Origin of the sequence: Polaribacter batillariae, assembly GCF_017498485.1 — a bacterium.
Taxonomy (GTDB): Bacteria; Bacteroidota; Bacteroidia; order Flavobacteriales; family Flavobacteriaceae; genus Polaribacter; species Polaribacter batillariae.
In genome coordinates this window covers 1290674-1306979 of the sequence record NZ_CP071795.1, presented here as the reverse complement: position 1 = coordinate 1306979, position 16306 = coordinate 1290674, and the positions used below count along the sequence as shown (strand labels likewise).

Here is a 16306-nt window from a genome sequence, read left to right as displayed (position 1 = left end):
TGCTTAATTCAAAAAACGTTTTAAACTCAAAAATTGAGTAAGAATTCCGCCTTTAATTTTTTCAGAGTTTGAGTGAATTCACACGTTTTACGATTCCAACTATTTGCAAAATTCCGCCTGAATTTTGAGAGCGAGAGAGTGTTCCACATTTTAAAAATTCCTTTTTCTTTCGTTTTAAAATTCAGAGTTTAAAATCACAATTTTGATAAAAAACCAGGCTTAAAGGGCTTATGCTTTTTTTGCGCAAATCAGCAGTTTTTGCTAACGTATGCGTACATGGCAAGTGAATAGCGAAGCTCATTTGCTATGTGCGCTGTTGTGTGCAGTAAATATAGCAATTAGTTGGCTAATTTCATATTTACGTAGTCAGTCAAACGCTACGATAATTCGCTTTTCATATCTTATTAGTTTATTTTTTTATGAACTTTATACCAACTGTATAAGGTTACGTCAAAAAATAATCGGAATTCATTCTCTCTACCTTTTACTTTTTAAATCACTAAAATTCAATCTTTTATTTGACTTTCTCAAAAAAAAACCGTAATTTACAAACTTAATAACGTTTCAACGTTTTTGATAGTGTAACTCTCACACGATGTAATCGATAAGTTTGTAAACCGAAATTTCCTTCTAGTCAATTTCCGAATTGATTTAAAAAGTAAAACATTCCGCTTCTAAAAATTCCGAATAGTAAATATGAAAAAGCAAAAAGTTTGACTTATTGCTCACAACGTATTTGTTTATGGAAAGTTGCGATTTTGTCTGCGAGGAATTTCCGAAGGAAATTCAGCAGTAGGCAAAAAAGCAACTAATTTTGATAAGGCTAAAAGTAGCAATTTTTTATAAGCGGTGTTGGCATTTCGTAGTTTTTTTTAGTTTATAATTCTGTTTTTTAGTGATTATTCCGCCAAGTTTTTGATTCAGCATTAGAATGAATTTTCCGCAATTCTGATTTTCCGCATTTACTCAATTCTGCAAGTTTCTTAAATTCAGCGTTTGAGTAAGCATTCCGCGAAACTGATTTTCAGGATTTGAGTAAATTCAAGCATTTTTTAGTTCATTTTTTCTCAATTTCTCAAAATTTTGCGAGCGAGAGAGTGTTCCGCATTTTTCAGTTTTTCTCATTAAAATTCAAGTTTTTCCAAACTATAAATTCACTTTTCGGAGTTTGAATGGGCTATGAATGCCAACGTATTTGTTTATGGAAAGTTGCGATTTTGTCTGCGAGGAATTTCCGAAGGAAATTCAGTAGTAGGCAAAAATGCAACTAATTTTGATAAGGCTAAAAGTAGCAATTTTTTATAAACGGTGTTAGCAAATGCGTGTTTTTATGTTTTTTTTCAACGTTTTTTTTATTTTCCGCAAAGATTTTAATTCTACATTTTGCTTAATTCAAAAAACGTTTTAAACTCAAAAATTGAGTAAGAATTCCGCCTTTAATTTTTTCAGAGTTTGAGTGAATTCACACGTTTTACGATTCCAACTATTTGCAAAATTCCGCCTGAATTTTGAGAGCGAGAGAGTGTTCCACATTTTAAAAATTCCTTTTTCTTTCGTTTTAAAATTCAGAGTTTAAAATCACAATTTTGATAAAAAACCAGGCTTAAAGGGCTTATGCTTTTTTTGCGCAAATCAGCAGTTTTTGCTAACGTATTTGTTTATGGAAAGTTGCGATTTTGTCTGCGAGGAATTTCCGAAGGAAATTCAGTAGTAGGCAAAAAAAGCAACCAACTTTAATATGGCTAAAAGTAGCAATTTTTTATAAGCGGTGTTGTAAAAAGCGGGTTTAATTTTCCGTAATTTATTTTTCAGCTTTTAAAATTCTCACTTTTTCATTCAGTTATAAATTCCGTTTTGAGTGATTTTTTCACGCTTAGAATTTTTCAGATTTTGTTCAATTCCGCCAACTTTCTAAATTCAGCGTTTGAGTAAGCATTCCGCCAAAATGATTTTCAGGATTTGAGTAAAATTTCTTTAGTATTTGATTTTCAGTATTTTATAGTTTTAATCGTTTGCAAAATTCCGCCTGAATTTTGCGAGCGAGAGAGTGTTCCACATTTTTGGATTCAATTTTTTTTTCAGATTTCGAAACGGTAAAAAACTAAAAGTTATTTTTAAACAACTGATTTGTTTTTGGCATGATTCAGCCAGTTTTTTACAACGTATGCGTACATGGCAAGTGAATAGCGAAGCTCATTTGCTATGTGCGCTGTTGTGTGCAGTAAATATAGCAATTAGTTGGCTAATTTCATATTTACGTAGTCAGTCAAACGCTACGATAATTCGCTTTTCATATCTTATTAGTTTATTTTTTTATGAACTTTATACCAACTGTATAAGGTTACGTCAAAAAATAATCGGAATTCATTCTCTCTACCTTTTACTTTTTAAATCACTAAAATTCAATCTTTTATTTGACTTTCTCAAAAAAAAACCGTAATTTACAAACTTAATAACGTTTCAACGTTTTTGATAGTGTAACTCTCACACGATGTAATCGATAAGTTTGTAAACCGAAATTTCCTTCTAGTCAATTTCCGAATTGATTTAAAAAGTAAAACATTCCGCTTCTAAAAATTCCGAATAGTAAATATGAAAAAGCAAAAAGTTTGACTTATTGCTCACAACGTATTTGTTTATGGAAAGTTGCGATTTTGTCTGCGAGGAATTTCCGAAGGAAATTCAGTAGTAGGCAAAAAAAGCAACCAACTTTAATATGGCTAAAAGTAGCAATTTTTTATAAGCGGTGTTGTAAAAAGCGGGTTTAATTTTCCGTAATTTATTTTTCAGCTTTTAAAATTCTCACTTTTTCATTCAGTTATAAATTCCGTTTTGAGTGATTTTTTCACGCTTAGAATTTTTCAGATTTTGTTCAATTCCGCCAACTTTCTAAATTCAGCGTTTGAGTAAGCATTCCCCCAAAATGATTTTCAGGATTTGAGTAAAATTTCTTTAGTATTTGATTTTCAGTATTTTATAGTTTTAATCGTTTGCAAAATTCCGCCTGAATTTTGCGAGCGAGAGAGTGTTCCGCATTTTTGGATTCAATTTTTTTTCAGATTTCGAAACGGTAAAAAACTAAAAGTTATTTTTGGAGAACTGATTTGTTTTTGGCGCGATTCAGCCAGTTTTTTACAACGGTCTCGGCTATGAGTAGTTGCGTGGGTTAGTACTTAACTTTACAAGTACACACCAAACTGAAAATCCGCGCGGATTTTCAGAAGTAGGCGAGAACAAGCAATTACTTATAGCCATTGTTAGCCGTAGTTTTTATTTCGTTATCAATTTTTGCTATTTTTTCAATCAAATATTCCCCAAATTCAGGTGTCAGTCTTAATTTGTCTGCACCACGCATTAAACTCCCAAAACTATTTTTCCCGCTTGGTGTGACATTGAATTTTCCTTGTTTAATCACTTCATTCTTTTGGTTTGTAATTGTAATGTTTTGAGAATTCCAATTTTGTCCATAAAAAGGTGTTAGATTTTCTCCAATCACATAGTATGGCCATCTGTCATTTTCATTTCCGGTATATTTTACTTCTGATTTGACCTTATAGATTGAAAGAATATTTGAATGTCCAACTGCATAGCAAATGAGAATGTCATTCTTTTTAACTCCTTTTGGTCTCAATTTGGAAAAATGTAAATCGCTGTCAATTTCATCAAATTCCCTATCCCAAGGAATTATGTCTCCACTAACTCCAATCGGTTTAAGCCAGTAGTTAACATTTTTTTCAACTAAAAACGGATTCTCTTTTAATTCTATTTGCTTGCTTAAATCTAAATCTGTTGGATTACTATTAGTTCCCTTTTTCGGGTTTTTAGCAATCAGTTCTAAAAAATGGTCAATATCTTTTTCTTTTAATGGCTCCAAAATTACCTTGCTTAAAATTCCATTTTCAAGTTCGGATATTTTTTCTTGGTTACTAATTTTAGTTCCCCATTCGTTATTTAATCTTAAACCATTGTTTGTAAAATTTGCTGAAGTTATTATAGCTTCTGAAGCTCCATTTTCATATTTTGAAATATAAACTTTTCCGTGCAATGAGTTTTCAATCAAAAGATTCAATTCAATATTAGAGTTATTACAAAATTCAAATAATTGTTTGAAAAAAGGAACTTTAGAGTATTGGTCTAAATCTTTAGGTTTAAGAGTTGTTATTATTGTCAACCGTTTAATTCTTTTCAATTTTGCAAAAGGGAAAAAGTCAAAAGAGTTTGAAATGAATGGACTAACGATAAGAATATCAATTGCATTTTCAAAACTCATTAATAGTTTTTGCAAATGATTGTCTCTTGTTAAATTGTTGATTATTTCGTTCATTTCTTAAATTACGGCTAACGTATGCGTACATGGCAAGTGAATAGCGAAGCTCATTTGCTATGTGCGCTGTTGTGTGCAGTAAATATAGCAATTAGTTGGCTAATTTCATATTTACGTAGTCAGTCAAACGCTACGATAATTCGCTTTTCATATCTTATTAGTTTATTTTTTTATGAACTTTATACCAACTGTATAAGGTTACGTCAAAAAATAATCGGAATTCATTCTCTCTACCTTTTACTTTTTAAATCACTAAAATTCAATCTTTTATTTGACTTTCTCAAAAAAAAACCGTAATTTACAAACTTAATAACGTTTCAACGTTTTTGATAGTGTAACTCTCACACGATGTAATCGATAAGTTTGTAAACCGAAATTTCCTTCTAGTCAATTTCCGAATTGATTTAAAAAGTAAAACATTCCGCTTCTAAAAATTCCGAATAGTAAATATGAAAAAGCAAAAAGTTTGACTTATTGCTCACAACTAGTTATATCCAAACAAATATATGTTTTTTTTAATTATAATTACGGGATAACACAATATTTCTATTGTTGTTATTTACATTTTTTGTTTGCTGTAAAGCAACATCTAACGGATTTTGAATGTTCATTAAATCTTTACGCTTTACATGTGTATAAATCATTGTAGTTTCTGGTCTGGCATGTCCTAACAACAATTGAATATGGCGAATATCAACCCCATTTTCTAATAAATGTGTTGCATAGCTATGTCTTAATGTATGTGGTGTAACCGTTTTTCTAATATTTGCTTTAAAAGCACTTCTTTTTAAAAATTGCCGCACACTCTCGGCACTGTATTTTTTTCCACTTTGTCCTTCAACAAAATAAAATTTTGGTTTAAAACTGTTGTAGTAGCTAGATAATAAAGGCAAAAAACTATCTGCCAAACTTACATATCGATCTTTTCTTCCTTTTCCTTCTTTAACAACTAGTTGCTTTCTATCAATTTTAAAATCTTCTAATTTTAAATTTATCAACTCACTTATTCGTAAACCGCAAGAGTAAATTAAAGTAATAATGGTTCTGTGTTTTACGTTTTGTGTAACTTTAATAATATCTAAAACTTCTTCTTGAGAAAGCACATTTGGCAATTGTTTAGACTTTTTAGGTCTTTCTAAAGAAAGTTTGTTAATTTTTGTGTTTGGGCAAAAACAAATAAAAATTTTAACGGCACTTATAAATTGTCTTTGTGTGCTAATTGAATATTTACGTTGTATAAACACGGTTTCAATAAAAGATTCAACATCTTTACTGGTAAGACTTTCTAGGCTTTTAGAGGAATGAAAACTTATAAAATCTGCAATAAAAAAGGTATAAGTTCGTACGGTGCTTTTACTGTATCTTTTGCCTTTTAAATAAAGATAAAAATTGTTTAAAAGTGTTTTTTGGTTTTGTGTTAAATTTCTTTGGAAGGTTTCTTTTTTAGAAATTTTACTTGTATGTATTGTGGTAACATTTTTAAATGTTTGCCAAATAAGTAGTTTGTTTTCTCTAGAATTTTTTAAGTACCAAGCCTTATGGGTTTTACTCCACAGCGAACCTTTTATGTTTTTTACCAACCCAATTAAATAATCGTTGTATTTAAATTTGATAAAGATTTGTGGTGTTTTTCTATGAACTTTTTGTTCTAAGAAAATTTCTGGATACTTGTTCAATTTTATAATTTTACGAGTTCAAAAAGGTATAACAAAATACTTGATTTTAAAAACAATTATGTATTTTGTTATAATTTTTATATCGAACTTAGTTTTGTAAGAGATTGTTACCCCAAAAAAAAAGTGCCGTTTAAAAGTTTCTTTATTTTATTAATTGTTTAATTCCTGAGATTAAAAAGGGTTTTAAAGGTAGGGTTTTTATTATAGAAATATCTTCTACGAGCGAACTTTCGTTGCCTAAGAAAGCCAATATTTTTTCTGCAGATATTTTTTTAAACATTTTAGTAAAAATGTATTTTCCTGATAATTTTTTTGAAAGCAAAACATCAATTAATGTTCTATCGTACCAATTAAAGCGTTTTTGGTTGAAAGATAGGGGTTGTTTTGGGGGGGTATCTGCCTTTAAATTTGCCACAATTTTGGCAACATTTTTTTGAATGAACTGAAATGTATAACCACTACTGGCTTTTGTAAATCCGCCAGCTGTTCCTATATTCACAATATTTTCTTTTGGATTTTGCTCGAACTTTGCCAAAGACATGGGTATAACTCCAAATTCTTCGTGAACAATTTCGTAATTATTTATTTTTAATTCTTGGCGAATGTATTTTTTTAATTCTAAAGCATATTTTTCTTTGTGTAATAGGGTAGGGCTAAAAAGGGTGTATTCTACTAAAGCTTTGGTTGTAGAAGTTGGTAGAACATACATAAAAGTGGCGCCATTTTCTTGCGAAACTCTAAAGTCCATTAAACGCCCAACTTTAGCATTAAAAGAAGGTGTTTTTGTTTTAATAACCCAACCTTTAAAATGTTGTAAAAGTGAATTTTCTTCGGTTATTTTTGGATTGAAAAAATTGGTAGAATTAAAAATATAGTTTGCAGAGTAAACAGCGTTTTTTGTTGTTAGGGTTGCTAAATTTCCATCAGAATTTATAGAAAGAATGTTTTCTTGCAGCAAAGTTACGTTTTGGAATTTTTTCGAAAAATTAATTACAAAGTTATAAAAATCGATACCTTGTATCATTTTATAAGTATAGGTGCCTAAATCTAATTTTTTTTCGAAATTGGTAGATAAAAACTCTAAAGTATGCCATTTGGCATGTACAATTGCTTCAAATACGCCTGGTTCTTTTTCCCAAAAACACCAAGTTCTATCGTTGCTTTTTTTATCGTCTTTGTCTATCACTAAAATAGACCGATTTTGCAACACAGGGTCTTGTAAAAGAGAGTATAATAGGCTTAAACCTGCACAACCTGCACCTGCAATTATGTAGTCGTATTTTGTCATTCTTATCTTAAAAATCGGCCATACCAACTGTCTTCAATAGCAACTTGCCAATGGTTTTCGAATTCTTGTTTTGTGGCAATTAAGTTGTCGAAAATAATGGTTTTTGCAGTTATTGCTTTGTTTTTAAGCAATTTTTTAAAGTCTTTTAATTCTTTGTATTGTATATACTTTCCTTGTTTAAAACAAACATTCATTTTATCTAAAAGCGCTACTTTATAAGTTTCTTGTAATTCTAAAATAAAGGCAACAGAGGCATCTATATCTTTGTTAGAAAGTGTTGTTGTAAGATGGTCTGCCGCTAAAACAATAAAACGATTGTGTAAAATTTTATAGGAAGCTTTAAAGTTTTCGCTATCTGTTTTCCAAGTTTTAACGAAGTTTTTTACTTTTTGTTCAACTTCATCAATTTCATTGGCATAGAATTTTCTGCTAGATGGATAAATCCACACTTTTGCGTCTTCTGGAATCGAATCGAACTCTACTAACATTGTTTTTCTTTTGAAGCACAAATATAACCAAAAGAAAAACCGTAAGCTCTATCTGCCTACGGTTTTATAATTTAATGTGTTTTTGTTTTGCTAAACTTCTTTAGAAACAGCATTTTTTACAAGTGCCACAAAATCGTCTTGTACACCTTGCCCTTTGTCTTTATTGTACCAAATTTGCAAGTCTTTTTTAAACTGGGCATCTAAACTTCCATTTTCTGCTTTGTAGTCTGCGACCATTTTTGCAGCTACAGTAGGTCTTGGTCCCCAGGTAAAAATAACATTGTTATTTGCGTCTAAAGCAATTAATTTAGGAATTGCTCTACCTCCATTTGTTAAAAACAAATCCATCAACTCTAAATTTTCGTCTCTTAACACTATTTTTAAATCGATTTTCGAGTTTATTTCCGCAATTTTATTAATTACTGGTAAATTCTGTGCGGCATCTCCACACCAGCCTTCGGTAATTACCAACCAAGTTTGTGGTTCTTGTATTTGTTTAAATTCTTGAATGGTTTCGTTAGAAAGTTTAATGGTCTTGTCTAAACGCTTCATTCTTTTATCGTTTAACAAACTATAATTTGTTAAAGCTGCAGATTGTTGTGGTCCTGTAGATTTTCCTTCGGAAAGTAAATCGCTAACTAATGTTCTGTATTTTTTATAAGATCGTGTTTTAACGAAGCTTTTTTCTATAATTTCTTTCATAATAAATAATGCTAAATTCTTTGGTTTAGACGAAGTTTGTATAAAAACTTACAACACAGTTTTTAGATTCTTAAGAATGTCTGCGGTTATCGAAGGCAAATCGAATTTGTGTTTCCAGTTCCAATCTCTTCTTGCTTCGGAATCGTTTATAGAAGAAGGCCAGCTATCTGCTATTTGTTGCCTAAAATCGGGTTTATAAGTAATTTTAAAATCGGGAATGTGTTTTTTAATTTCTAAAGCAATTTCTTGAGGAGTAAAATCGATCGCAGCCAAATTATAAGAAGATCTAATTTTTACATCTTCGCTTTTTGCTTGCATTAATTGTATGGTTGCGTTTACAGCATCGCTCATATACATCATAGGTAAACGAGTTTTTTCTGATAAAAAACACTCGTAATTACCATCTTCTAAGGCTTTAAAATAAATATCTACAGCATAATCTGTGGTTCCTCCACCTGGTTTTGTTTTCCAAGAAATAATTCCAGGATAACGCAAACTACGAACATCTACTCCAAATTTTTCGTGGTAATAATTGCACCAAAATTCACCAGAAATTTTACTAATTCCGTAAACTGTAGCAGGTTCCATTATGGTTTTTTGAGGAGTGTTGTCTTTAGGTGTGGTAGGTCCAAAAACCGCAATAGAACTTGGCCAATAGACTTGTTTAATGTGTTTTTCTTTTGCCAAATCTAAAACCGCTAAAAGAGAGGTCATGTTTAAATCCCATGCTTTCTGCGGAAATTTCTCTGCAGTGGCCGATAACATTGCAGCCAATAAATAAACTTGAGAAACTTTATATTTTTTAACCATTTTTAAAATGGTTTGTTTGTCTGTGGCATCAATAATTTCAAATGGCCCAGAAGCCATCATCTCTTTATTTCCTTCTTTAATGTCAGAAGCAATTACATTATTGTTGCCATAAATAGCTCGCAATTTTTGGGTTAGTTCGTTTCCAATTTGCCCACTTGCTCCTAAAATTAAGATGGTTTCACTCATATCTATATTTAAATTAAAATCAATTACAAAGATAATTATTTAAGTATTCGTAAAAAACATTCGTTTCATTAAATATTTAATAATATTAAAGGTTCTTTTTTAAATTTGTTAGTATTTTCTTAAAATACATTGGTGTATTTTTAAATTATGTATTTTTACAACTAAAATTCAACTGTGAGACATCTAATTCTTTTACTGTTAAGTGTTTTTGTAATTTCTTGCGGAAATAAAACCCAAGATGTTGCAGATTTAGAAAAAGCAAAACCTTTAATGCGTGTTGTAAAAAAGCATAAAGCAACCGTAAATGTAAAATCTGCGTTTTTACAAGAAGTCGAAAATTGGCAAGAATTAAAAGCAGTCGATTCTTTTTTTGTGAAATTTAGAGAAATATCTCCCAACGAAGCTTTAAGCAATGCTTTAGAGTTAAAAGATTTGGTAAAGAATTTAAAAGATAGCGTTACACCTACTTTATTTGATACCCCTTCTTTTAAAACTCGTGTAAATATTTTATACAACGAAACTTTACGACTGGCAGATTTAACTTTAATTTCCGCGATTAAAGCCAATGAAGTAAACAAACAGGTAGATAAAACAATCGATGCATTTTCGGCAGTAAACACAAAAATAAATACGGTTTTAACAAAAAAAAGATTCGAAGACGAAATAGATATTAAAATCGATTATATTGGTTTAGATTCTACAAAAATCGATAGTGTTTCTAAAAAATCGATTCATTTACTTTCTAAAGAAAAACCAATTAAAATGCACGATTTAGAAGAAATTTCTAAGAAAAACCAATAACAATTATGAAAAACACAATTTTAGTTTCACTTTTTTTTATATTAATAATTGCTTGTAATTCTTCGAAAATTAAAAAACCTGTCGATCAAACAAAAATTAAAAACAAAATAAACACCATACTAACAAACTGGCACAAAGCAGCAGCAACAGCCAATTTCGATAATTATTTTGGAGCTTTAGACAGTGTTTCTATTTATATAGGAACTGCAGCCGAAGAAAATTGGACAAAAGCGCAATTTGCCAATTTTAGCAAGCCGTATTTCGACAGTGGCAAAGCGTGGAGTTTTACGGCTTTAGAACGTAATATTTATGTAAATAAAACCGGTAATTTTGTTTGGTTCGACGAGTTGTTAAATACCTGGATGGGAACTTGTAGAGGCTCTGGAGTCTTAGAAAAAACAGGTGATTCTTGGAAAATAAAGCACTACGTATTGTCGGTTACAATTCCAAATAACGATATTCAAAAGGTTATAAAGGCTAAGAAAAAGAACGATTCTATTTTTTTAAAAAATTTTAAGCAATAGTTTTTGAAGCTATTTCCAGCTTTCACTACTCGCTTTTTATCTCTTTACCAAGAGATAAAAGAGCTCAAACAAACCGTTCAATCTGGGCTAAGCCTATTAGCCAACTTTTTGGTTTTTAATTTGTCTAATTGCTAATTAAGAAACTACCTTGTTTACAACTTCGTAAATCAATTCATTTTCAAAACCTTTTCGCATTAAAAAGTCAATTAACTTTTTCTTTCTTTTGTATATATTTGGTTCAGAAATTAAGGCATTTCTATTTTCTGTTATTCTGTAAATGGTTTCGATATATTCGGTTTCGTGAATTTCTTTTAAAGCCGTTTTAATGTTGTAAGCAGAAATGTCTCTAAATTTTAACTCTCTAATAATTCGTTGTTTTCCCCAGTTTTTTATTCGAAATTTTCCGCGAGCAAAACTTTTCGAAAAGCGTTCTTCGTTTAAAAAATTATCTTTCATTAAACTTAAAAGAATAAATTCTCTAGCTTCAGAAACTAAATTGTATTCTCGTATTTTTTGTTCGACTTCTTTGTGACATCGATCTTGGTAAACGCAGTAATTTTCTAGTTTGCGTTTTATTTCATTAACCGTAAAAGATTTTTTCTTTTGTTTGAACATGGTTTCGAAAATACAAAAAGAGACTTAAATGTTAACAAATTTTAGCCTCTTTTTACGATTTCTCCTGCAAGGTTTTGTGTTTCTCTTGCAAGGTTTTTAAAACCTTGTGGGTGTAAATTACGTTCTTTTTAATACCCACAAGGTCGAGAAAACCTTGCAGGTAGTGTTCTAAGTCTAATGATTTTATGCATCGAGTCTTTTATCCATATTAAAAACCAATGCTTGTTTTTCTAATTGATGTGGTAATTGCCCTTTTATTCTCATCTTTAATTTGGTTATTAAAAAGAATAAAATAGGTACTACAATTAACGTTAAGAAAGTTGCAATTAGCAAACCATAAATTACTGTTTTTGCTAAAGGTCCCCAGAAAACAACGTTATCTCCACCCATATAAATATTGGCGTCAAACTCGCTAAACAGCGTAAAGAAATTAATGTTTAAACCAATTGCTAGTGGAATTAACCCTAAAATCGTGGTAATTGCCGTTAATAAAACCGGTCTTAAACGTGCTTTACCTGCTTTTACAACAGTCTCGTACAAACTAGTTAAAGGCAAATAATCTTCTTGCGAAATATCTTCTTGTATTTTTTTTCTATCAATTAATAACTGAGCGTAGTCTAACAATACAACTCCATTATTTACTACAATTCCTGCTAGAGAAATAATACCAACCATAGTCATCATAATTACAAAAGGTGCTCCAGAAATAACCAAACCTCCAAAAACGCCTATAAAGCTTAAAAAGATAGCCAACATGATAATTCCTGGTTTAGAAACCGAATTAAATTGAAAAATTAAGATGAAGAAAATTAATAATAAACCTGTAAAAAATGCGCCCATTAAAAAGGCCATTTGTTTGTTTTGTTCTTCAATTTGCCCTGTATAATCTATTTTAATTCCTTTGGGTAGGTCTTTAAAGCTCTTCATCGAATTTTGAATTCTACTAACCACAGCACCTGCATCTGTTTCGCCTGGAGACAATGCAGAGTAAACGGTTACCACTCTTTTTACGTTTTTGTGTTTAATGGCACTAAAACCAGAACTATTGGTTTGCGTTGCAACTGCAGAAACAGGAATTTCTTTAATTTTTCCGGTAGCTGGATCTCTAAACGTTATTTTTTGATTAAAAACGGCACTTTTATCGTACCTATCTTCTTCATTAAAACGAACATAAATATCGTAATCTTCGCCATTTTCTTTATAAATACCTGCTTTATTTCCAAAAATAGCAGCTCTTAATTGTTGCCCAACTTGCCCTGTAGAAACGCCTAATTCGCCAGCTTTTTTTCTATCAACCAAAACCTGCATTCCAGGTTTCGATTTGTTTACATCTATTTTTAACTCATCTACACCAGAAATACTTTGCGTGTTTAAGTAATCGCGCATTCTTTCTGCTGTAAAAATTAATTCTTCGTAATCTTCGCCATTCAATTCTATATTAATTGGTGGTCCTGCTGGTGGTCCGTTGGCATCTTTTTCTACAGAAATTAAAACGCCAGGATAAATGCCAACTAAAGCTTCTTGTACTTTTTGGCGTAAAATTTCACTATCTTCTCCACGTCTGTATTTATATTCGCGCATAGAAGCTGTAATTTTTCCTTTGTGTGGCATTTCTGCAGACGAGCCTCCATCTGTTTGCGGGTTTCCTGCTCCTTCACCCACTTGCGAAACCGTACTTTCTACCATAAAATTATAATCGCCATCTGTGTATTGATCTTGATTTAGAACACCATAAACCTTTTGTTCTATTTCTTTGGTAATTTGGTTTGTTTTCTCGATATCTGTTCCTTCTGGATATTCGATGTAAACAATAATTTGATTGGGTTTGTTGTCTGGGAAAAATTCAATCTTTGTTCTTTGAGTGCTCACAGACATGCCAAAACTCATAAAAGCGAGAATTAATAGAACAAAAGTTCCTGCAACTAAAATATAAGGCGTCCAACCAGAAAGTGCTTTTTTTAACTGTTTTTCGTACCAGTTTTCTAAAGAAACTAGGGTGTTTTTTTGAAAATAATTGGCGGCTTTTCTTAAAAATAATCGATACACCCACAGCATAATTGATGTAAAAATTATTAAAGTTCCTAAAGCATTGTATGCTCCACCAAAAAAGAAAATTAACAAGCCAATTATGGCCATAATACTTGTTAGCCTGATAATGTTTTTTAAAGGCATGTCTTTATCTTCTGTATTCATAAATTGAGAAACTAAAACTGAGTTAAAGAAAATTGCTACAAATAAAGAAGAGCCTAAAACAATCGATAAAGTAATGGGCAATATCATCATAAATTGCCCCATAATTCCAGGCCAAAGGCCTAAAGGAACAAATGCTGCCACTGTTGTTAAGGTTGATATAATTATGGGAAATGCGATTTCTCCAATTCCTTTTTTGGCGGCTTCAATTCGGGTCATTCCTTCTTCGTCCATTAAACGATATACGTTTTCAACAACCACAATTCCGTTATCTACCAGCATTCCAAGTCCCATAATTAACCCGAAAAGTACCATTGTATTTAAAGTTTGCCCAAATAAATTTAAGATCATTAAAGACATAAACATAGACATTGGGATGGCAAAACCTACAAAAATGGCATTTTTAAAACCAAGGAAAAACATTAAAACAATAACCACTAAGATAACTCCAAAGATAATGTTGTTTACCAAATCATCTACTTGCCCAATGGTTTTTGGAGATTGATCGTTTGCAATGGTTACTTTTAAATCTGGGGGGAAATGATCTTTCTTTGCTTGTTTTACTATTTTACCAATTTTATCTGCGGCTGCGACCATGTTTTCACCAGATCTTTTTTTAACATCTAGCATTACAACAGCTTCACCATTTTCTCTAGCGTAGGTTGTTTTATCTTTATCTCTAAAGAAAACTTTTGCGACATCTTTTAAGTAAATAGGATTTCCGTTTTCAGATTTAATTACAAAATCTTCTAAATCGGATGGTTTTTCTATTTCACCAATAATTCTAATGGTTCTTCTTTGCTGACTTGTAATAAAATTACCTGCAGACATGGTTACATTTCCACGGTTTATGGCATTTGTAATATCATCGAAACTCACTTTTGCAGCCATCATTTTGTAAATATCTACAGCAACTTCTACTTCTTTTTCTTGTGCTCCACGAATATCTACTTTTTTAATTTCTGTTAAATCTTCGATTTCGTCTTGTAAATATTCGCCATATTCTTTTAGTTTTGCAACAGGGTAATTTCCAGAAATATTAATATTTAAAATCGGAATTTCTTCAGACATACTCAATTCAAAAACATTGGGCGTTACTTTGGCACCATTAAAAGTTGGCCAATCTTCACCTGCAGTTTCTTGGTCTATTTCGTCTTTTACCTTTTGTTTTGCTTTGTTTACATCTATTTTTTCGTCGAATTCTACGGTAATTATCGAATAATCTTCTTGAGATGTAGAGGTAATTTTTGTTACATTACTTACCGATTTTAGCCTGTCTTCTAAAGGGTTTGTAACTAATTTTTCGATATCTTCTGCAGTATTTCCAGGATACACAGAACTTACATAAATTTTTGTTTCGTTTATTTCTGGAAAATTTTCTCTAGGCATAGAAAAATATGCCGAAATTCCTAAATAAAGAATCAAAAACATTAAAACATAAATGGTGGTTTTGTTATTTATTGCCCACGACGAAAGTTTAAATTCTTTATCTACTTGTTTGTTTTTCTTCGCCATTTTATTGCTTTTTATGAATTACTTTTACAGCTTGGCCATTGTTTACACTTCTTGCACCTTCTATAATAACTTCAGTATCTGCAGTAAGGTTTTTTGTTACCTCAATTAGGTCTCCTTGTGTTTTTCCGGTTTCGATAATTAATCTTTCTGCAATAGCTTCGTTATTTTCGTTTTTATCTTTTATTATGTAGATAAATTGCGCTCCTTTTGCATTTTCAGAAATGATAGATTGCGGAATTAAAACCGCATTCGGGTTTGTGTAATCGTTTAATTTTAATCTGGCAGTTAAGTTTGGTTTTACTTTTCCGTTTAAATTAGGAACTCCAATTTCAATTTTAAAAGACCTATTATTGGGGTTGATAAAATTACCAACTTGTCTAATTTTAGAGTTTACAGTTTCTCCTAAAACAGGAAAATTTACTTCGACATCTTTATTTTTTGTGATACGACCAATGTATGTTTCTGGAACTTCTGTTTCTATATACATGTTCGAAAGATTTACAATTCTAAAAATTTCTGAACCCATGCCTGGTGCAACCACAGTTCCTCTTTCTTTAAAAACATCGTCTATAATTCCAGAAAAAGGTGCTCTAATGGTAGCTTTGCCCAACTGACTTTTTAACTGTTTTACAGCATTTGTTTGCGATTCGTAATTTGTTTTGGCTTGTAAGAACTGAATTTCTGAACCAATTTTTTGATTCCACAGTCTTTTTTGACGCTCGTAAGTTGTTTTGGCCAATTGTGCATTTGCTTCTAATTGAGCTAATTGAGAAGACATTCCTCCATCGTCTATTTTTGCTAAAATTTGCCCTTTAGAAACTTTTTGCCCTTCTTTTACATATACGTTTTCTAAAATTCCAGGCATTTCTGGATATATTAAAACATTTTGTTTTGTTTGTACGTTTCCTTGCAATTCTATATAATGATTAAAAACTTGCTCTTTTACTTTGTAAGTAGTAATTAAAGGAATGTTTTTATCTTCATTTAAATCGTCTAATTTGTCGTTTAATTTTTTTAAATCGTTTGCGATTTCTTGCTGTTTTGCATCTAAATCTGCTTTTTTCGATTTAATTTTAGCAATGTCGTTTGTAGCGAGAACATCATCAACAGAAAGCTCTTTTTTGTCTCCACAAGAAGTTATTAGAAGCCCTATTAAAAGTAATAAATAGATGTTTTTCATAATAATT

11 protein-coding genes are annotated in these 16306 nt (G+C 31.0%); 2 read left to right on the top strand and 9 right to left on the bottom strand.

The genetic code is table 11. From position 1 onward, the window contains the following. Window positions 1-3241 precede the first annotated feature (3241 nt). The 6 genes from JL193_RS05740 to JL193_RS05715 form a co-directional block, all read right to left on the bottom strand. Entirely contained in the window at window positions 3242-4324 is a 1083-nt protein-coding gene (locus JL193_RS05740; protein WP_207972887.1) for a restriction endonuclease PLD domain-containing protein, read from the bottom strand. Between the two features lie 515 nt (window positions 4325-4839). Next, window positions 4840-6000 (bottom strand): site-specific tyrosine recombinase/integron integrase, encoded by a 1161-nt coding sequence (gene xerA, locus JL193_RS05735; protein ID WP_207972886.1) that lies wholly within the window; start codon window positions 5998-6000, stop codon window positions 4840-4842. Between the two features lie 142 nt (window positions 6001-6142). Continuing rightward, window positions 6143-7288: a lycopene cyclase family protein gene (locus tag JL193_RS05730; RefSeq protein ID WP_207972885.1), complete on the bottom strand. Its 1146-nt coding sequence runs from the start codon at window positions 7286-7288 to the stop codon at window positions 6143-6145. Window positions 7289-7290: 2 nt separating this feature from the next. Continuing rightward, window positions 7291-7776 (bottom strand): ABC transporter ATPase, encoded by a 486-nt coding sequence (locus tag JL193_RS05725; protein ID WP_207972884.1) that lies wholly within the window; start codon window positions 7774-7776, stop codon window positions 7291-7293. Window positions 7777-7866: 90 nt separating this feature from the next. Next, complete coding sequence (locus JL193_RS05720; RefSeq protein ID WP_207972883.1) at window positions 7867-8478, bottom strand: thioredoxin family protein; 612 nt, start codon at window positions 8476-8478, stop codon at window positions 7867-7869. Window positions 8479-8526: 48 nt separating this feature from the next. Beyond that, window positions 8527-9474: an NAD-dependent epimerase/dehydratase family protein gene (locus JL193_RS05715; RefSeq protein WP_207972882.1), complete on the bottom strand. Its 948-nt coding sequence runs from the start codon at window positions 9472-9474 to the stop codon at window positions 8527-8529. A gap of 174 nt (window positions 9475-9648) precedes the next feature. Between JL193_RS05715 and JL193_RS05710 the strand changes: the two genes are divergently transcribed. Together JL193_RS05710 and JL193_RS05705 are read left to right on the top strand one after the other, a co-directional pair. Next, on the top strand, window positions 9649-10275 hold the full coding sequence (locus JL193_RS05710) for a hypothetical protein (RefSeq protein ID WP_207972881.1): 627 nt from the start codon (window positions 9649-9651) through the stop codon (window positions 10273-10275). Window positions 10276-10280: 5 nt separating this feature from the next. Continuing rightward, complete coding sequence (locus tag JL193_RS05705; RefSeq protein WP_207972880.1) at window positions 10281-10799, top strand: nuclear transport factor 2 family protein; 519 nt, start codon at window positions 10281-10283, stop codon at window positions 10797-10799. 135 nt (window positions 10800-10934) lie between these two features. Here the strand turns inward: JL193_RS05705 and JL193_RS05700 are convergent, their stop codons facing one another. From JL193_RS05700 to JL193_RS05690, 3 genes are all read right to left on the bottom strand, one after another. Continuing rightward, entirely contained in the window at window positions 10935-11414 is a 480-nt protein-coding gene (locus JL193_RS05700) for a regulatory protein RecX (RefSeq protein WP_207972879.1), read from the bottom strand. A gap of 183 nt (window positions 11415-11597) precedes the next feature. Beyond that, on the bottom strand, window positions 11598-15119 hold the full coding sequence (locus tag JL193_RS05695) for an efflux RND transporter permease subunit (protein ID WP_207972878.1): 3522 nt from the start codon (window positions 15117-15119) through the stop codon (window positions 11598-11600). A gap of 1 nt (window position 15120) precedes the next feature. Continuing rightward, window positions 15121-16299, bottom strand: a complete 1179-nt coding sequence (locus JL193_RS05690) for an efflux RND transporter periplasmic adaptor subunit (RefSeq protein ID WP_207972877.1) — start codon at window positions 16297-16299, stop codon at window positions 15121-15123. Window positions 16300-16306: the final 7 nt, after the last annotated feature.